17 protein-coding genes are annotated in these 19,524 nt (G+C 52.4%); 2 read left to right on the top strand and 15 right to left on the bottom strand.

Annotation, left to right across the window (positions count from 1 at the left end):
- Nucleotides 1–111: 111 nt before the first annotated feature.
- From phoU to ACIGCM_RS16070, 5 genes are all read right to left on the bottom strand, one after another.
- Nucleotides 112–843 carry a phosphate signaling complex protein PhoU gene (gene phoU / locus ACIGCM_RS16050; protein WP_087518788.1) on the bottom strand — a complete coding sequence of 244 codons (732 nt, stop codon included), beginning with the start codon at nt 841–843 and terminating at the stop codon, nt 112–114.
- A 235-nt stretch (nt 844–1,078) separates the two neighbouring features.
- The gene (pstB, locus tag ACIGCM_RS16055) at nt 1,079–1,912 is read right to left on the bottom strand and encodes a phosphate ABC transporter ATP-binding protein PstB (protein ID WP_397503070.1); all 834 of its coding nucleotides are present in this window, start codon (nt 1,910–1,912) and stop codon (nt 1,079–1,081) included.
- Between the two features lie 211 nt (nt 1,913–2,123).
- Entirely contained in the window at nt 2,124–3,794 is a 1,671-nt protein-coding gene (gene pstA / locus ACIGCM_RS16060) for a phosphate ABC transporter permease PstA (RefSeq protein ID WP_397503321.1), read from the bottom strand.
- Nucleotides 3,795–3,821: 27 nt separating this feature from the next.
- Entirely contained in the window at nt 3,822–6,107 is a 2,286-nt protein-coding gene (locus ACIGCM_RS16065; RefSeq protein WP_397503071.1) for a phosphate ABC transporter permease, read from the bottom strand.
- Nucleotides 6,108–6,264: 157 nt separating this feature from the next.
- On the bottom strand, nt 6,265–7,233 hold the full coding sequence (locus tag ACIGCM_RS16070; protein WP_397503072.1) for a phosphate ABC transporter substrate-binding protein PstS family protein: 969 nt from the start codon (nt 7,231–7,233) through the stop codon (nt 6,265–6,267).
- Between the two features lie 268 nt (nt 7,234–7,501).
- On the opposite strand from ACIGCM_RS16070, the gene ACIGCM_RS16075 reads away from it, so the two are divergent.
- Nucleotides 7,502–7,903 (top strand): acyl-CoA thioesterase, encoded by a 402-nt coding sequence (locus tag ACIGCM_RS16075; RefSeq protein WP_087518792.1) that lies wholly within the window; start codon nt 7,502–7,504, stop codon nt 7,901–7,903.
- Nucleotides 7,904–8,044: 141 nt separating this feature from the next.
- On the opposite strand, the gene ACIGCM_RS16080 is transcribed toward ACIGCM_RS16075, so the two are convergent.
- Nucleotides 8,045–8,596, bottom strand: coding sequence for a cytochrome P460 family protein (locus ACIGCM_RS16080; protein ID WP_397503073.1), 552 nt, complete (start codon nt 8,594–8,596; stop codon nt 8,045–8,047).
- Between the two features lie 561 nt (nt 8,597–9,157).
- On the opposite strand from ACIGCM_RS16080, the gene ACIGCM_RS16085 reads away from it, so the two are divergent.
- Complete coding sequence (locus tag ACIGCM_RS16085) at nt 9,158–9,373, top strand: DUF1127 domain-containing protein (RefSeq protein WP_397503074.1); 216 nt, start codon at nt 9,158–9,160, stop codon at nt 9,371–9,373.
- A 91-nt stretch (nt 9,374–9,464) separates the two neighbouring features.
- Here the strand turns inward: ACIGCM_RS16085 and ACIGCM_RS16090 are convergent, their stop codons facing one another.
- The 9 genes from ACIGCM_RS16090 to ACIGCM_RS16130 form a co-directional block, all read right to left on the bottom strand.
- Entirely contained in the window at nt 9,465–10,604 is a 1,140-nt protein-coding gene (locus ACIGCM_RS16090) for a glycosyltransferase family 4 protein (protein WP_397503075.1), read from the bottom strand.
- Nucleotides 10,604–11,746: a glycosyltransferase family 4 protein gene (locus ACIGCM_RS16095; protein WP_397503076.1), complete on the bottom strand. Its 1,143-nt coding sequence runs from the start codon at nt 11,744–11,746 to the stop codon at nt 10,604–10,606. Before ACIGCM_RS16095 ends, ACIGCM_RS16090 begins: the two co-directional genes overlap by 1 nt.
- Nucleotides 11,724–13,112, bottom strand: a complete 1,389-nt coding sequence (locus ACIGCM_RS16100) for a glycosyltransferase family 4 protein (protein ID WP_397503077.1) — start codon at nt 13,110–13,112, stop codon at nt 11,724–11,726. Before ACIGCM_RS16100 ends, ACIGCM_RS16095 begins: the two co-directional genes overlap by 23 nt.
- Before the next feature lie 8 nt (nt 13,113–13,120).
- Nucleotides 13,121–14,374, bottom strand: coding sequence for an ABC transporter ATP-binding protein (locus ACIGCM_RS16105; protein WP_397503078.1), 1,254 nt, complete (start codon nt 14,372–14,374; stop codon nt 13,121–13,123).
- Nucleotides 14,374–15,171, bottom strand: coding sequence for an ABC transporter permease (locus ACIGCM_RS16110; protein ID WP_397503079.1), 798 nt, complete (start codon nt 15,169–15,171; stop codon nt 14,374–14,376). Before ACIGCM_RS16110 ends, ACIGCM_RS16105 begins: the two co-directional genes overlap by 1 nt.
- Complete coding sequence (locus ACIGCM_RS16115; protein WP_397503080.1) at nt 15,171–16,610, bottom strand: mannose-1-phosphate guanylyltransferase/mannose-6-phosphate isomerase; 1,440 nt, start codon at nt 16,608–16,610, stop codon at nt 15,171–15,173. The genes ACIGCM_RS16110 and ACIGCM_RS16115 overlap by 1 nt, the downstream gene beginning before the upstream one ends.
- Nucleotides 16,611–16,614: 4 nt before the next feature.
- Entirely contained in the window at nt 16,615–17,586 is a 972-nt protein-coding gene (gene gmd, locus ACIGCM_RS16120; RefSeq protein WP_397503081.1) for a GDP-mannose 4,6-dehydratase, read from the bottom strand.
- Nucleotides 17,587–17,734: 148 nt separating this feature from the next.
- Nucleotides 17,735–18,646, bottom strand: coding sequence for a GDP-mannose 4,6-dehydratase (locus tag ACIGCM_RS16125; RefSeq protein WP_397503082.1), 912 nt, complete (start codon nt 18,644–18,646; stop codon nt 17,735–17,737).
- The gene (locus ACIGCM_RS16130) at nt 18,643–19,500 is read right to left on the bottom strand and encodes a class I SAM-dependent methyltransferase (RefSeq protein WP_397503083.1); all 858 of its coding nucleotides are present in this window, start codon (nt 19,498–19,500) and stop codon (nt 18,643–18,645) included. Before ACIGCM_RS16130 ends, ACIGCM_RS16125 begins: the two co-directional genes overlap by 4 nt.
- Between the last annotated feature and the right edge of the window lie 24 nt (nt 19,501–19,524).

A 19,524-nucleotide genomic window follows, 5' to 3' on the forward strand; every position in this document is an offset into this window, starting at 1 on the left:
TAGCATAGTCCGGGTAGGTGGCTAAAGGCCAACGGACAATTGTCCAGTGACCCAACCCACAAGGGTTTAACGCCCGACCAGAAGGCGGGTTGAGGGCGAAAACCGAGCCAATTACTTATCTTTGCCGGTGCCTTCAACTTCTTCCTGCATACGCTTCAAACCGATGTGCTTAACGTCGGTACCGCGCACGAGATAGATGACCAGTTCAGCGATGTTGCGTGCGTGGTCGCCAATGCGCTCCAGCGAGCGCAAAGCCCAGATGATATTCAAGACGCGTGCGATAGAACGCGGGTCTTCCATCATGTAAGTGACCAGCTCTCGCAGCGCAGTTTTGTATTCACGGTCGACGGTCTTGTCGTATTGCGCTACGGATAGCGCAAGGTCAGCGTCGAAGCGAGCAAAGGCATCCAACGCCTCCTGTACCATCTTGCGCACCTGACCACCGATGTGGCGCACCTCCACGTAACCACGAGGTGCCTCACCTTCCTCACACAGCAGAATGGCACGCTTGGCGATTTTGGTCGCTTCGTCACCAATACGCTCAAGGTCGATCACCGACTTGGAGATACTGATGATCAAGCGCAGGTCAGAAGCCGCTGGCTGACGACGGGCCAGAATGCGTACGCACTCTTCGTCGATATTGCGCTCCATCTGGTTGATCTGGTCATCAATTTCGCGCACTTGCTGAGCCAGACCCGAGTCAGCCTCGATCAGCGAGTTGACCGCATCATTAACTTGCTTCTCAACCAAACCGCCCATGGCCAAAAGATGGCTGCGCACCTCTTCCAGCTCGGCATTGAACTGCTGAGAAATGTGATGAGTAAGACTGTCTTTATTAATCATGCTCAAGCCCTTGCGACGCGAAATTAGTTAAATACAAAAACCTGTAAATCTTTGCTGCCACGCCCCCAGCGAACCGGACGCCTGATCAAGCCAATTCAACAAACCGCTTCATTCAATCTTTCGGCGGTCGAGCCCTGCCGGGCAGTGCTGAACAAGAAGGCGGGCCATAGACAGTACGATTTGTACGGCAAGGCCCGCCGACGCAGTTCAGTGCGCTTGGCGGGGGTCGAAGCAATTATCCGTAGCGACCGGTAATGTAATCCTCGGTCTGCTTTTTGTCCGGGTTGGTAAACAGCGTATCGGTGTCGCCGTACTCAATCAGTTTGCCCATGTACATAAACGCGGTGTAATCAGAAACCCGCGCGGCCTGTTGCATGTTGTGAGTCACGATGACGATGGTGTATTTGGATTTCAGCTCGTAGATCAGCTCTTCAACTTTCAGTGTCGAAATCGGGTCGAGCGCCGAGCAGGGCTCATCGAGCAGCAACACTTCAGGCTGAACGGCAACGGTACGGGCAATCACCAGACGTTGCTGCTGACCACCGGACATACCCAAGGCCGACTCATGCAAACGGTCTTTGACTTCATCCCACAAAGCGGCGCTTTTCAGTGCCCACTCAACGGTTTCATCAAGCACACGCTTCTGGTTAACGCCTTGAATACGCAGGCCGTACACCACGTTCTCGTAGATACTTTTCGGGAATGGATTTGGCTTTTGAAACACCATGCCGACACGACGACGCAAGTCGGCAACGTCTTCACCTTTACGGTAAATATTGGTGCCATCAAGGTTCACTTCGCCTTCAACGCGGCAACCATCAACCAAATCGTTCATCCGGTTAAAGGTGCGCAGCAGGGTTGACTTACCGCAACCAGACGGACCAATAAATGCGGTAACGCGCTGCTTGGGGATGTTCATTTTGACATCGAACAGCGCTTGTTTTTCACCGTAGTACAGGTTGAGGCCCGGCACTTGGATGGCGGTGGTTTCTTTGCTCAGATCAAGGCTCTGCTTCTCACGGCCAAGGGCGGAGATGTCGATACCATGGGTCGGTGTACTGTGCTGCATGGGATGCTCCCTACGCTACGAAACCACTGAAAACTACTGCGCTCGGTATTGCTGTGTTGAAAAGCTACTCAAAATGCTCATTTAGGACCACTAAACTGCGCGTTCTCGTATCTTTTCGCCTTGCACTACCTTTGCTCGCTACGTTTCAGAAGGTTCCCGATAGTTGGTTGATCAGGCGCTGCACACTTTGTGTACAGCCTGCCCAAAACTCTTAATGATCCAGCGCTTTGTACTTCTCGCGCAGATGGTTTCGGATAAACACTGCACTGAGGTTAAGCAAGGCAATTACCAGCACCAGCAGCAACGCCGTGGCGTAGACCAAAGGCCGCGCCGCTTCAACGTTAGGGCTCTGGAAACCTACGTCATAGATGTGGAAGCCCAAGTGCATGATCTTCTGATCCAAGTGCAAGTAGGGGTAGTTGCCATCAAGCGGTAACGCTGGAGCCAACTTAACCACACCCACCAGCATCAATGGCGCAACTTCACCGGCAGCGCGCGCCACAGCCAGAATCAAACCCGTCATCATGGCCGGACTGGCCATTGGCAGCACCACTTTCCAGAGGGTTTCGGCTTTGGTTGCACCCAGCGCCAACGAGCCCTCACGCAAGGCACGTGGGATACGCGCCAAGCCTTCCTCTGTAGCGACAATCACCACCGGCACAGCCAGAATCGCCAGCGTCAGTGAAGCCCAGAGCAAGCCAGGCGTACCGAAAGTGGGGGCTGGCGCTGCTTCAGGGAAGAATATTTTATCGAGAGAGCCGCCCAATACGTAGACGAAGAAACCCAGACCAAAAACCCCGTAAACAATTGCCGGTACACCGGCGAGGTTGTTTACCGCGATGCGAATGACCCGGGTCATCGGCCCCTGTTTGGCGTATTCACGCAGGTAGATCGCAGCCAGAACACCAAATGGCGTAACGATCACCGCCATGATCAAGGTCATCATCACCGTACCGAATATAGCCGGAAAAATACCGCCTTCGGTGTTGGCCTCACGGGGCTCGTCGCTGACGAACTCCCACATTTTGGCAAAGTAGAAACCGAGCTTTTCGGTGGTGCCCATGGCGTTGGGCATGTAGGCCCGAACCACAGTACCCAGGCTCATTTCCTTCTCGGTACCGTCTACCGATTTGAGCGTCACGCTGTCACGGTTGAACTGGTTGTGCAGATCAAGCAGCTGAGCTTCCAGCACTTTGTACTCGGCATCCCACTGTGCACGCTCTGCATCAATGTCAGCCTGAGCGGTAGCATCAAGTTGCTTGTTCAGCTCCAGCTTACGCTGCTTCAAACGCAGACCTTCCAGACCGTAGTTGATGCGGCCTATGTCCTTTTTCTCAAGCTTGGCAATTTTCGCGTGCAGATCATCGACACGAGCGATGCGTTTTTGCAACTCATCCCAGGCGCCGTCACCTTCGGCAACCAGCTTGCCACTCTCTTTGACGTTGACCAGATAACCGTAGAAATTGCCCCACTCACGGCGCTCCATGGCAACCATGTCGGTGGGCGTCTGCTGGCCGTTCATCCACTCATCGACCACCCAACTGAAGTCTGCGCCATTGAGGTCACGGTTACCGACCTTGAACAGCTCACGGGTCATAAACTCGCCACCGTTCACATCCACAGGCAAGCCTGCAGATGCCAAACGTGCGCGGGGGACTTGTTCTGCCTGAACTAACTCACCGGCCATCAAGCGCGGCGCTTCGCCCGGTACTTGATAAGTGGCTTGAATTACATCGGCTGGCCAAAAGTGCGCCAGACCGCGAGTAGCGATTACCGCGAGCAGACCCACGGTCATGATCACTGCGATCGATACACCGCTGGCGGTCAACCAGACCCAGGGTGAACCACTCTGGAACCAGGATTTGAGGTTTTGCTTTTTCACCTTCACGGACGTCTACCTTCCTGAGTCTTAGAGCGAGGCGTATTTCTTACGCAGGCGGGTTCGGATGATTTCAGCCAGCGTGTTCATCACGAAGGTGAAGCTCAACAGCACTAACGCCGAGAGGAACAAGATTCGATAATGGCTGCTGCCCACTTCCGACTCCGGCATCTCAACCGCAACGTTAGCAGCCAGTGTGCGCAGGCCTTCAAAGATGTTCATGTCCATAATCGGCGTGTTGCCTGTGGCCATCAGCACGATCATGGTTTCACCCACGGCACGGCCCATACCGATCATCAACGCTGAGAAAATGCCGGGGCTGGCCGTCAGAATCACAACGCGAGTCAGGGTTTGCCACGGGGTTGCACCCAGTGCCAGCGAACCAAAGGTCAAACTCTTAGGCACACTGAACACAGCATCTTCAGCAATCGAATAGATGTTGGGGATAACCGCAAAGCCCATGGCCAATCCCACCACCAAGGCGTTGCGCTGATCGAAGGCGATACCCAGATCATTGCTCAACCAAAGGCGCATATCGCCGCCAAATAGCCAGTTCTCCATGTGCCCGCTCATCGACAGCGAAACAGTACCGATTAGCAGAATTACCGGGATCAGCAGCGCCGCTTCCCAACCATCTGGCACCACTAGGCGAACGCGCTCCGGCAGACGACTCCAAAGAAACGCAGCCAGCAGCACGCCTATGGGCGTAAGCAGGAGCAGACTGAATATCCCCGGCAGATGCCCTTCGACATATGGTGCCAGGAACAAGCCGGCGAAGAAGCCCAGAATAACGGTCGGCAATGCTTCCATCAGCTCAATAACCGGCTTGATCTTGCCGCGCATGGCCGGGGCCATGAAATAAGCGGTGTAGATCGCCGCGCAGATGGCCAGTGGAGCCGCCAGCAGCATGGCGTAGAACGCGGCCTTGAGCGTACCGAAGGTCAAAGGTGCCAAGCTCAGCTTGGGTTCAAAGTCGCCGTTGGCTGAAGTTGATTGCCAGATGTACTTAGGTTCGTCGTAGCTTTCGTACCAAACCTTGCCCCACAGCGAACTCCAAGAAACCTCAGGGTGTGGGTTATCAACAGTGTAGGTTTGCAATTGGCCGCCCGACTCAACCAACAGGCGGTTTGCCCGCGGTGACAAGGCGGCAATGCTGGCACCTTTGGCCACTGGGTCAACCAGCAAGGTACGATGCGCCGTGCTGTGGAATATGCCCAGATTGCCTTGGGTATCCATGGCCATAAAGCCTTTGCGACGCTCCTCAGGCATAAACTGAGTCACCGGGCTGTCCTTCATCTGGAAGCCGCGAATATGGGTCAGAACCGACTTGCCGTCGTTGTCACGCACCATGAACCACTGACCAATGCCGCCCTTGCTGTCACCAATCAACAATGAAATACCGCCCAGCAATGGGCTCACAGCAGTCACTTGTGCATCGCCTTTAAGCAATGTGTAACGGCCATTCAGGCTTTTGCTGCGCAGGTCGAAAACATCGGCAGTGGCTTTGCCGTTGAACACGTACAACCATTGCCCGCGCGGATCAATCTGCAGCGCTTTAATCGGCTCAGCAATCTGCGGCAGGTTTAGCGCTTGTTGCTCTTGGCTGGATTCGCCGGTGAACTCGTTTTCCTCATTCACAATCGACATGGCGCGCAGTTCAGACCCAACCGACCCGGTTAACAGCACGTTGTCACCATTGACGTTCACCGCCACGTGCTCCAACGGACGCCCCTGGGGGTCAAGCTTGATCGGCGTTTCACCGAACGGGTACTGAATCACCGGGGTGATGGTTTTAACGTTGTTCGGGTAAGTGACGTTGTAATTTTGCTTGAAGACCAACGCAGTGCCGTCAGACAAACCGACGATGGTGCGACGGCTACCGGGTTGATCTTCACTGAATGAGGAGATGCTGACACCTGACGGAATCGGCAGATCAATGCTAGTCAATGCAGCCCCATCTTTAAGGGTAAAGAACTGCACACGGCCGTTGCGATTCAAACGCATCGCGACCTTGTTTTGTTCTTCAACAGCGAGCATCAGTGCATCGCCTTGCTCCGCCAACCAAGCGGGTTGCTGAGCTTTATGCGCAGTTATATCTGCGCCGGAGAAAATCGGCATCACCACGTAGGCGAGGTAAAAGAAAATCAGGGTAATGGTTGCCAGTACCGCCAAGCCACCAATCGACACGTACCAACGCGCCATGCGGTCTTTGAGCGCTCGGTTACGACGCTTACGCAGCAAAGCTGGCGTATTGAAGTCGATTCTTTGGCTGTTGTCGGTGGATGCAGTCATGGATTCATTGGCCAAGTCGTTCATACGAGGATCTCTGGGCGGTTTTTGCACGCGCGCCTTGAGTCAGCGGAGGCACAAATCTAACGGTCTTATATGACAGAAAGGTTACAGCTCGGTGACATGACAACGCCCGCGCTCGTTTCTGAGTGCGGGCGCTGTCCTTTCGCGATACCGGGGTCGCTTACAGACCCAGTTCCTTCATGGCTTTTTCAGACACTTTGGCCGGCAGCGGGATATAACCGTCTTTCACTACAACCTCTTGACCCTGCTTAGACAGAACCATTTTCAGGAACTGTGCATCGAGCGGGCTCAAAGGCTTGTTTGGCGCCTTGTTTACGTAAACGTAGAGGAAACGCGACAGTGGGTACTTACCTGCCAAAGCGTTGGCTTCAGTGGCTTCCTCAGCATTGCCTTGCTTGTCGACCAGAGCTACAGCGCGAACGCTGGAAGTTTTGTAGCCAATGCCCGAGTAACCGATGGCATTAACAGTGCTGGAGATCGACTGAACCACTGAGGCCGAACCAGGTTGTTCGTTGACGTTTGAACGGAAGTCACCCTTGCACAAGGCTTCTTCTTTGAAGTAACCGTAGGTGCCGGATACCGAGTTACGACCGAACAACTGAATTGGCTTACCCGCCCACTCACCGGTCATACCTGCGTCACCCCAGGTTTTGATTTCTTTGGCTTCACCGCACAGACGGGTCGCCGAGAAGATCGCGTCAACCTGAGCCATGGTCAGGCTCTTGATTGGGTTATCTTTGTGTACGAATACAGCCAAGGCATCGATAGCCACTGGAACTGCAGTCGGCTTGTAGCCGTATTTTTCTTCGAATGCTTGCAGCTCGGCATCTTTCATCTTACGGCTCATTGGGCCGAGGTTAGCAGTGCCTTCAGTCAAAGCAGGTGGCGCAGTAGAAGAACCAGCAGCCTGAATCTGGATGTTCACGTTCGGGTAGAACTTTTTGTAGTTCTCTGCCCAAAGCGTCATCAGGTTAGCCAGGGTGTCAGAGCCGACGCTCGACAGGTTACCGGATACACCGGAGGTTTTTTCATAGGTCGGCAGAGCCGGGTCGATAGCGGCAACCGCGCTAGCGGCAGTAACGCCAGCGGCGACAAAAGTCATGGCCGCCATCAAACGCTTGAATTTCATGCCTTGCTCCTAGCAGAAGGTAGTGTTGGATGGAACGGGCCCAAGTATCTGCAGGCCGTGTGACCAATCTATGAAAACAATGTGACAGTTAGATGACGTTTGCCATTAATTTGCCTGTATGGCTGCCAAACGCTGAAATTTGCTTATTTTGCTTATATTGTGGCTAATCGATGGCTGCGGTCGCTCAACGACCACTCAGTCGGTATACTCGCCCTGCGCTTGTCTTTAGCGCCCCAAAACAACAACTGCGCCGCGAGCTGTTACGTCTATGAATGACTTCGAACAGGATGACCCGATTCCGCAAGGTGATTTAGCGCTGCAAATCACTGCGCTGCCCCGTGAAACCAATGGTTTTGGCGATATTTACGGTGGCTGGCTTGTATCCCAAATGGATCTCGCAGGCACCGCCATGGCGAGCAAAGTTGCTGGCGGGCGCGTCGCGACCGTAGCGGTAGACCGCATGGCTTTTATGGTCCCAGTCGCTGTTGGCGCGCAATTGTCGTTCTACACACAAGAGCTTGAAATCGGCCGCAGCTCGATCCAGATGTTGGTAGAAGTCTGGAGCGACGACCCACTCTCCAGTGAATGGCGTAAGGTCACCGAAGCCGTATTTGTCTTCGTTGCCATTGATGGCAGTGGACGAACTCGCCCGGTTCCACCACGGCGCTAGACCCCGTAAATAAGCGGTGATAGCGCCAAGCGTACCCATCATGACTTATGCGCAACAGCGGCATAAAAAGGCCCAAGCTGATCTCCAGCTTGGGCCTTTTTAATTGTGCCTGCAGAGGCTAAGCGTTATGCAAGCAGTTGCTTATTTAGCACCCAGGGTTGGATAACCTTCAGTGTAAATCCAGTCCTTAGCTTTGGCGGGGGCATGGCAGCCTAAGCAGTCAATTCTGTAGTCAGTCACCACACTCTTACCTGCACTGTCCGGTGTGAACAGCGCCCATCCCCAACCTTCGCCCCATGCGGGATTTTTCCCGGCATAACGGTTGGTGCTGTCTTTGACCATGACAAAGGTTTGTTTGATATCCGTTGCGTGGCTGACCCCGGCACCCGTGGTGTAGTTACCAACTTTGGCATGGCGTAACTCCTTGACCATCACCGCACCATCCGGGAATTTCCCCGTCTTGCGAAATGCTGTGACGGCTTCTGAGTCTAGATATACATCATGAAAGCCACTGGCCTCACCGCTAGGCACAAACCATGATCCTAAATGCGACATTGTCGCGCGGAAATCCTCAGGCAAAGCAATGGTGCCCTTGGCATCAACCTGCGTTGAAAACTTCTCGTCAGCCTGCACCGAGAGCACTGCGCAAGACGCAATTAGTGCGGCACCAGTAAATCCACCTATTTTGTTCACAGCTGTTTCCTCACCTTTTTTGAGTCACACCTGCGCATCCTTGGCCAGAGTCGCGACAGGCATCTGCAAGTAAAGACGCTTAGAGGACACAACTATTACAAGTACCCGCCATCTTTATACGGCATAGGGTCGTGACGCTGCTCTGCCTTGCCAATCCGCCGTATCACCTGAGAATAAACAGTGGAGGTTTAAGCCAGGCAAACTGTGCGAATCAATCAAAGCCTAGAACCAGTACAGATCACTTAAAACAAGCCAGAATATCCATATAACCTGAAAAACAGGTCAACAATAATTCGCGATCAATTTACAACTGTACCGGTAGCTTTATTCTGTAATCCTGAGAAATAGCAGTTAAATTACCTGCCAAATCACGGCAAACATGGCCAAATGACTTTTATGCAGTACAGTTTTCTAAAAAAACACATGAACAGTTACAAAGCATCCTATCTATTAACACAACAATTCATATCAGCTGTCACTACTGCCTAATTTGTAAATCAGCGATCATTAGTACCAAGCAAAATACTCTCTCACACCGCCACAAGCGGAAGGATACACATCATGGAACGTACCCTCAGTTCCGACTTGTTGTTTGAAGCAAAACCAACTTCTATTATCAGCGGTGCTCCGCTGCGTATGGCTGCCACATTATTGTTGTGGCAGCGCCGCATCGTCAGCCGACGTCAACTGGCTCGACTCGATGCGCGTCTCCTGGCCGACGCAGGCATTACTGAAAGCCAGCGCCACTCAGAGCTGAAGAAGCCTTTCTGGCGCTAAATTCAGGTCATTAAAAAACCGCCATAGCTAAGCTTGGCGGTTTTTTTGTGGGCGGGTAAAGCTGAATCGTTCTGAACGGTTAAACTTCCACTCAGGCGCAGGGCTCTGCTCGCTGCTGTGGAGCATCGAGTAACTCTTGATACAGCTCAGCTGTTTGTTCGCACATACGCTGGGCAGAAAACACTCGCTCATAACGCTCCAATGCGCGAACACCCATTTGCGCAGCAAGTTCGGGGTTGTCCCATAGCATGCGCATGGCCTCACGAAAAGCTTGAGGGTTACTCGGCGGGACCACCAAACCTGTCTCTCCATGAATATTGATATAACTGGTCCCCGTGCCTATTTCACTGGAAATCATTGGCTTTCCATACATCGCACCTTCGAGTAAAGAAATGCCAAAAGCCTCCGAGCGCAAATGAGAGGGGAATACGATCGCACTGCATAACTGCAGCAATGTCACCTTATCTTCGTCCCCCAAACGGCCAACAAAATGTACGTGATTCAGGCCCAGCCGTTGAGCTTGAGCGCGAAGCTCCTGCTCCAATGGGCCAGCTCCAAGAATAACCACTGGATAATTTGTACCCGCTAAGGCATCCAGCAAAATATGCAACCCTTTGTAATAACGCATAACTCCAACAAAGAGAAAGAAACGCGGGCCAAACTGCTTTCGCCAATGACCCAAACGCTCAAGATCAGGTGTTGGGTAGGTTGCTTTATCGAGCCCGTAGGGAATCACTCGCGTCTTATTAGCAAAACGTGTCAGCACCTCACTGGTGTGCATGTAATTAGGTGACGCCGCAATGATTCTGTCGACACTGCTGAGAAAGCGATTCATTACTGGCTTATAAAGCTGCAGTAAGCCTTGTTGACGAACAATGTCCGAGTGATAGGTGACAACGGTTGGCTTATTCACTGAAGACGCAAAGTGCACCACATCCATAAAGGGCCACGGAAAGTGATAATTAATAATATCCGCCTCTGCCGCCAACTCACGGAAACGCTTAAAAACGCTGTATGAAAAGCCCGTAGACGCGAGATAAAAGTCCAAATTTGCACGGTGAACTTGATGCGATCCTAACGCAAAATCCTTGGGCTCTTTTTCGGCGCTCAATGTCAGCACATGGCTATCAATGCCTTGCGCAGCACTGCCTTGGCATAGCTGATAGATAACCTGTTCAATACCGCCCATAGACTCAGGCAGGTAAGTTTTAAAAAAATGTAAAACACGCATTAATCCACCATTACCTGTCGATATGCATCAGCCGTGATCGCTGCGCAGCGCTGCCAAGAAAACTGTTGAGCACGCTTTAGCCCCGCATCGCGTTTTGCCTGCCAAAGCTGTTGATCCTCCAGCAATTGAGTGATTATTTCTGCACAGGCTGTCGCATCGTCCACATCAACATAGCTCCCTGCACCACCGGCAACCTCCGGTAATGAAGCTCTTCGACTCAGAACAACAGGTACACCACTGTTCATTGCTTCGAGCACCGGCAAACCAAAGCCTTCGTAGAGCGACGGGAATATCAGCACCCTCGCGCCCGATACGATTTGCGCAAGCAAAGCATCAGGCAGATAACCCAACATATGGGCATAGCCACCCGATAATGCCTGCTGCAAAGACTCGGAGTAACTGTCAGGAAGCCAGCCAGCCATCCCAGCAATAACGAGGGGATAGCGCTTACGCACCGGCTCGGGTAACCGCTGATGTGCACTCAACGCCAGCTGTAAGTTCTTACGCGGCTCAAGCGTCCCGACACACAGCAAATACTGCCCTGGGCTCAACCCGAATGATTGCAAAGGTTCGAGTAAAACCTCAGCAACACGAGGTTTAAAACGCTCAGAACACCCCAAAGGCGCGACGACAAGTTTGTCTTTAGCTAGCCCGTAATGCTTTATGACTTCAGCGGCAATGAACTCGGAATCAACGAGGATCCTAGCGGCGCGTTGCACTGCACTCGCAGTATGACGCTCTATTTCAATAATCCGATCAGCCGGTTGCGTGTGCGGGTAATGCAAATGCGTGAGGTCATGCAGGGTCATCACCATGGGCCCATCAAACTCAAACGGCCAAAGACTGGGGTCGTGATACAGGCTCGCGGGTTGCTTGCGTAAACCTTGTGTAAAACGCTGCTGTTCTAACGCACGACGTAATGGGTAAGCACCAGGTACCCAGCGTTTAATCAGATTGCTCCAACGTGAATAGCCTGGCATAGGCGTATCAGGCAATTGCTCACTCCAGCCCCAGCCAGTAAAAAACTGTAACTGGAGATCATCTTGCTTGGACAGCTCATTGGCGAGCTCAGCCAAATACTGACCAATACCAGTACGTGGCGCCCGCAAAATGCCTGCGTTAAGCACTATGCGTTTTGGCATCAAACCCACTCAATATTCTGTCGCTCGATTTCGCCTGCATAACATGGCTAACGGTACGACCAATCAGTTGGCGAGTTGAATCATTCCAGCTCAACCAAGACCATTGCTGTAAGTCATTGGAAGCCGGAAAGCGCCCAGTTTGCTCGAAGGTCTCGACGAGTGCAGCGAGAGAGGCGGGCTGATCAAGCTTGAAGTAAGCCATAAAATCACCACCAATTTCCTCAAACACTGGGATGGCACTGGCCATTGCTGGCAAGCCCCGCTGCATTGCTTCCACCAAGGGCAGTCCAAAGCCTTCAACATATGAAGGAAACACTAACGCCCGAGAATGGTTATAGGCATATTCGAGCCCGGCATCGTCCAGCTCGTTAAACATAAATAAGCGCTGGTTCAGCTCAGGATGAGACGCAATGCGTTCAATCAATGCATCACACTTCCAACCCACTTTACCGATAATGCATAGGCACGCAGGCGAGCCCTTTTGCCATAGCAATTCAAAAGCATCAAGCAAGTACGCATGATTCTTGCGCGGTTCGATGGTGCTGACCATCAGGTAAACCGGGGCAGTGCCGTCAAATAGAGTAAGCAGCTTGCTCTCGAGTTTTGTATTAGCGACTACCAGATCAAGCTCGGAGCCCAGATGAAAATGATCGAACCAACGCGCTCCTGCTTCGACCTTACCAATTCTGCTAGTCACTTCAGCTTTAACTTGCTCGCTGATGGTAGAGGAGATTGCGATAAACCCATCAGCGGTTTGCGAGATCCAGTCAAACCAACGATCAAATACTTTGACCAAGCCGGCATCACAAAACTGCGGATGGGTTAGCGGGATAAGGTCATAAATCACCGAAATAATACCCACGCCTTCACGCTTCAATCGCTCAGCCAGTGGAAAGAAGTCCGCATGCCACGATGAGTCGAGCAGCAATAGCTGGTCACCCTTTCGACACTCAAAGACGACCGCACGCTCTGGCGCAGGCTTGTCATTAGTTAAGCTATCAAGCAATCGGATCGGAATGCTAAAACTCAGACCCGCCAAGCGGCAAAGCACATAAAAGATCCGACGCAATGTATGCGAATAACGCAAAAGCGTCCGTCGTTCAACCTGCGCATGTAAATACCAGAAGCGATTTCGCCAATGCTCAAGCTTGACCTGAAGCTTATGCTTCCATGAAAGCTGCTGCGTCGGCAGAGGAGCCAAACTGAGCACCTGGTGTATCTCGCCCGCCTGCATCATGATCGGGATGCACTCTACAGAAGCATCAACTGCAGACAGTTGGTTGATCACATTACGCACAACGCGCTGGATCCCCGAGTTGTCATTCGGGTGTTCAAATACATAGGTGCATTCAACTAGAAATCGCATCGTCATCCTTAACCCTCGACAGTTGTCGCAACTACAGCTTCGCTGCGCTCGATAGACACATCTGAATCAAGCCAGGCACAGCCGACAAAATCAGCCTGTTTGATGTTGATGACATGGAACACCAGCGCAAAATCACGCCATTCGTAGTTAGTATCGAGGTGCGAGTCGAAGCGTGACAAAGACAGTGCAATTGAATAATTACCTTTACCAAGACGAGCAGGAAACCTGAAGCGATAAACCACTTGCTCGCCTGCCTTCAGGTTTTCTACTGGCTGGTTAAGGCGATGGGTATTGATGCCATACATCGCTTGACCCATGCGGTCCTTGATCATGAAGCCCAGAACCAATCTTGGTACGTCTGCCCGAACATCAACGGTCACTTCAAGCGTAACCATAGCTCCGACAGAAATAACCTCTACTCGCTGCCCCTGATCGTTGATCAGGGCGATATCGGCAAAACCTGCTTCACCAGTCCCAGAAATGGTTCTGACTTGTCCGCTCTCAAGGCGTTCTTGGCGAACGGTTTGCTGCTCTTTTTCAGCCAGCATTGCACTGTAAAAATCCATCACCTCTTCAGGCGATCCTTCAAGCGCCAGCTTACCGTTAGCAAGCAAAATTGCCCGGTCACAGAGGTTCTGTATTGCCTGACGGTCATGGGACACAATCAACAATGTGGTGCCTGCTTTGCGAAACTCACGAATGCGCGCAAAGCTTTTATGCTGAAAATACGCATCACCTACCGATAAGGCTTCATCGACAATCAATACGTCCGGTCGGCGTGCGGTTGCAACGCTGAATGCCAAGCGCATTTGCATGCCGCTGGAATAGGTGCGGACCGGATGATCGATGTACTCGCCGATTTCAGCAAATGCTTCAATCTCCGGCATCAACTCATGTAGCTCATCCATCCCTAAACCCAGTAGCTGCCCAGCCATAAACACATTCTGCCGACCACTAAAGTCAGGGTGAAACCCCATACCTAGTTCCAGCAACGCGGCGACGCGGCCATGCAGTTGAATACGCCCGGCATTGGGTTGAGTCGTTCCGGTGATCATCTTTAACAGGGTGCTTTTACCGGCTCCATTGACGCCAATAATGCCCAACGCTTCACCCGGATTAACAGTAAAAGACAGATCTTGAAGCACCCACTTAAGTTGGTGTCTGGGTGGTGAAAAAGGAATAAACCACTCGGCCAGACGTGCCCAGCGAGAGGTGTATTGTTTGTATGCTTTGCCCAGTTGGCTGACTTGAATGCTCCCCATTAGAGTTCATCCACCATTTCACCTGAGCGCTTTCGAAATAAGCGCATTGCCAAAAGGCACAAAACCCCGGCGATGATCAGCGTCGGAATAAGCGACGACCACTCAGGCCAACGGCCATAAACAAAGATGCCTTGATAGGCACTAATCAATGGCACCATCGGGTTAGCAGCCAATAACGGCTTAACCCAATCTGGAAGAATTGAGGCCGGGTAGACAATAGGCGTGAACCAGAACCAGAACTGCAGGAATATACCGACGAATTGACCGACATCGCGAAAGAACACATTGAGTACGCCGAGCATGATGCCAAGACCGATCGAGAACAGGACCTGAATCATCACCAGCGGAATCACTGCTACCACAACCCAGCCGGGAAAATTCTGGGTGGCGAGCAAAAAACTCAAGAAGATGGCAAAGATGATTGCAAAGTTCACCCCGGCATTGAGTACCACAATTAGCGGTAAACAGATTCGTGGAAAACTGAGCTTTTTGATCAGATTTGCGTGCTCAAGGAAAACTGATTGGCTACGACCGATGACCTCGGCAAAAAAGCCCCACGTGAGGATCCCCGCACAGAGATAGATCCCATAGGCGAGGCCGTTATCAACCCCGGGCAGCCGTGCTTTCATTAACTGCGAGAAAATCACCGTGTAAACGATGATCATCGACAGCGGATTTAGCACGGCCCAAGCAGCCCCCAATAGTGAGTTCTGGTAGCGGGTCTGAAATTCACGCTTAACACTGCCGACGACAAAGCCGCGGTAATTCCATACCGAGCGCGCCATACTCAAAGCCATCAGACCACCCTGCCGTACTGGTCTTCAAAACGCACAATGTCGTCCTCACCAAGGTACTCACCGCTCTGCACCTCAATCATCACCAGTTCAATAACTCCCGGGTTCTCCAACCTGTGTTTGTGACCTGCAGCGATATAAGTCGATTGATCGCTGTTAACCAGTCGAGCACCATCGCCGTTGGTAACCTTGGCCATGCCCTTAACCACAATCCAGTGTTCACTGCGGTGATGGTGCATTTGCAGCGACAGCGAGGCCCCCGGCTTGACCACAATGCGCTTGATCTTGAAACGCGGGCCCTCTTCAAGCACGGTGAAGGTTCCCCACGGCCTGCTCACGGTCCGATGCAAGCGATAGGCGTCATGATTGTTATCTTTGAGTTGCTTCACCACTAGCCGGACATCTTGGGCACGGTCTGCATGGGCGACTAACAAGGCATCATCGGTATCAATCACAATCAGGTTATCCAAACCGACTGTTGCGACCATCCGACCATCGCTCTGCACATAATTATTGTGGCTATCAATAAACAAGGCATTGCTGGTCGTCCTGTTATTGTGTGCATCCGGCTCAACCAACTGGCTCATGGCATTCCACGACCCAATATCGCTCCAGTCAAAGGTTGCCGGTATCACAGCCACGCGCTCCGAGACCTCCATCAATGCGTAATCGATGGAAATATCGGGCATCTCAGAGAAGGTTTTTATATCCAGCTCACGCTGAACCAATGTTGGAACCTCTTGCGCAGGGCTTTGCTCAACGCATTCGCGCACTCGCTCCAGCATCTCAGGAGCATACCGCTCAAGCTCCGCAATAAAAGTACCTGCGGTGAAGCAAAACATCCCCGAATTCCAAAGAAACTTGCCACTATCTAAATAGACTTTAGCAGTACTGGCATCTGGCTTTTCGACGAATCGTGCCACTCGAGCGGCACCGTTAGCGTTGAGTGCTTCGCCGGTCTCAATGTAGCCGAAGCCGGTTTCAGGCCCAGTAGGAGGAATCCCGAACGTCACCAAGTATCCTTCCAACGCAAGTTGCTCGGCATGCTTGACTGAGGCCTGAAAACCCGCGCTATCGCAAATTAGGTGGTCAGCAGGCATCACCACCATCACTACGTCGTCACCGTGATTGTGCGCCAGCGTCAGCGCCGCAATTGCGACCGCAGGCGCAGTGTTGCGTCCAACGGGCTCAAGAATAAAATGAGGACGGCGTGGTCGCAGCTTTGCGGCTAAAAAGTGATCCTTGCTTTGAAAGTAGTAATCACGATTGGTCACCGTGACGATTTCACCACCATCGACAACCAAGTCAGCAGCACGGCGGTAGGTCTTGGCCAGCAAGGATTCGCCGTCTGGCATAAGCATAAAGGGTTTAGGCTGCCCCTCGCGCGAGACTGGCCATAAGCGTGTTCCAGCACCACCGGACAAAATCACAGGAACTATCATCAGATCACTCCTTGGCTACACGCTTAAGGTCAGCTTCGACCATCGATTGAATCAAGACTTCGAGGTTGGTCTTGGGGGACCAGCCAAGCACTCGCTCAGCTTTGGCCGGGTTACCCAATAGCACTTCGACTTCGGCGGGACGGAAGAACTCAGGATCAATCACTACGTGATCCTGATAATTCAACTCCACATACGAAAACGCGATGCGGCACATCTCACGCACCGTGGTGGTGATGCCCGTCGCAATCACAAAGTCATCCGCCCGGTCTTGCTGCAGCATCAGCCACATAGCCTCAACGTAATCGCCAGCAAAACCCCAGTCGCGTTGAGCGTCAATGTTGCCCAAGCGCAGTTCACGCTGTTTACCTTGTTTAATGCGGGCCACCGCATCGGTCACTTTGCGTGTGACAAACTCAATACCGCGCAACGGCGATTCGTGGTTGAACAAAATCCCGCTGGAGGCGTGTAAGCCGTAGCTTTCGCGGTAGTTAACGGTGATCCAGTGACCATACAATTTGGCCACACCGTATGGACTGCGCGGATAAAATGGTGTGTTTTCATCCTGACGCTCAGCCTGTATCAACCCGAACATTTCGCTGGTCGATGCTTGATAGAAGCGCGTCTCAGGGCTGAACTGGCGAATGGCTTCGAGCATATGGGTGACGCCCAAACCATCCACAATGCCTGTGGTAATAGGTTGATCCCACGAACTACCGACAAAGCTTTGTGCTCCGAGGTTATACACCTCATCAGGACGAGCCTTGAGCACAGCGCGCTGCACAGAAGATGCATCCGCCAAGTCACCATCGTGATAGATAATGCGCGACTCAACCCCAAGCTCGCGCAAGCGCCAGCGGGTATCAGTACTGCGCCGGGCAACGAGGCCGTGCACTTCGTAACCTTTATCTAGAAGCAGTTTGGCCAAGTACGCACCGTCTTGGCCGGTTAAACCTGTAATAAGCGCTTTTTTATACATTATTGTTCTCTTACTTCTCTCAGAGATGACTCTGAGCAGGGCCTCTGGAAAGTTATCGCCGGGTTTACACCCAGTCTTCTCATCTGTTCTTCAGAGCTAGCTGCAACCCTTGGTTGGACTCGCCAATCAAACCTTATCGGGGTTTATATTAATGGTGCTCTCGACCCTCCCAGTCCCTGAGGACATTGACCAGCGTCTGGGAAAAACCTGCACACGCCTTCCAGCCCGTCTGTTGTTGAAGTTTCTCGGAGCAACCAACTACCCTGCGCTGTTCCGCTCGACGGAAACGTGCAGGGTCTTGCTCAAGCGTCACGTCAACCCCAGCCAAATGCGCCATCTGATTGATCACGTCGCGGATCTTTCGCTCCTGCCCCGAGCACAGGTTGTAAACCTCTCCACTTTGGCCGTGTTCAAGCAGGAGCAAGTACGCGTCCACCACATCGCTAACATCGAGAAAATCACGGGTGACATCAACGTCGCCCACGGTCAACACAGGCCGCTGCTGCCCACGCTGGATACGTACGAGTTGGCGCGCCATGTCAGCCACTAAAAAGGTTTCATTCTGACCACTGCCAATATGGTTAAACGGGCGGGCAATCAACACTCGCCAGGACTCGGTGTAACCCCACTGCAGGCACAGCAGTTCAGCAGAAACCTTGCTCACCGCATAAGGATTACGCGGCGTCACCAACCGGGCCTCGGTTATAGGCATGTCCGAATCATCAACCCGCCCGTATACATCGCCCGAACTGACGTACAAAAAGGTGCCGTTAAAACCACGCCGTTTGAGTGCCTGCAGTAGGTTCAATGTGCCCAGCAGGTTCACTTCAAATGTTTTCTGAGGATCACGAAATGCCTCTGGAACAAAAGTTTGCCCGGCAAGATGGATGACCGCATCTGGGCACTGCTCAGCAAGTGCAGCATCCAGCGATACAGGGTCAAGCAAATCAAACTTGGCCGACTCAATAAGTTGCCACTTAGTTGATGGCATTGCCTTTAGCGCTGCCTGCAAATGCTGGCCAACAAAGCCACTGCGACCCGTGACAAAAAGACGGGTCATAAGGGTTTACGCGCAATAACGACTTGGCTTTTCGGCATGGCGGCATCCAGTGCCAACTTAATCTGCTTGCCTTGAGGCAGAGATAAAAGGGTTGACCAGGTTTGCCTCCAGTTTTCAATCAATGGATGCCAAGGTGGCGAAAGAGGCTGATTCTCACAAGCCCAATACAGCGACCACCAAACTGAGTGATAAAAGCCGTATTGCGTCGTGCGCTCGATCGTAAGCCCGGCATCCTTTGCCAACTGCTCAAGCTCACCACGTTTGAAAATACGGATGTGGTTGGGCTTTTCGAAATAGATGGGCGGCGCAATATGGGTTTGTATTGTCTCAATCAACTCATCCGGCACCGTCAGTAAAAACAGTGCACCAGGAGCCGCAACTCTCACGAGCTCGGCCATAAACTGTGCTGGATCATCAACATGTTCAAGCACTTCCATGGCGACAACACGAGTGACATGAGCGTCAGGTAACGGCAGCGGATTTGCATCAGTCACCAGCGCCTGAACACTTCTTGCGCCAGAGGCCTCAACATGGCGTCGCGCCGATTCAATTTTTTCGGCATCAACGTCCGCCAGAATAATGGCTGCACCCTGACGAGCACTAAAGCCCGCATAGCCACCATCACCACAGCCAATGTCTAAGAGTGTGTCTGCAGCTGTAATGGCGAACCCTTCAATTAACTCACCGGTGTCCCCACGCATCCAGCCACTCATATAGCTGTCAGCCAAGCCAACATCTACTTCTGGCATTTGCACCGGTGGCGGAGCAGCTACCGGTTCAGCAACTACCGCCACAACTGGGGCGATGCTTTCAACTGGCTCGGCTTTAAAAAAGCGCTTAAATTGACTGAGCATTTTTATTCCTATTATTGGCTCGTG

The sequence above is a fragment of the Pseudomonas sp. NPDC078700 genome (assembly GCF_044542375.1).
Classification (GTDB): domain Bacteria; phylum Pseudomonadota; class Gammaproteobacteria; order Pseudomonadales; family Pseudomonadaceae; genus Aquipseudomonas.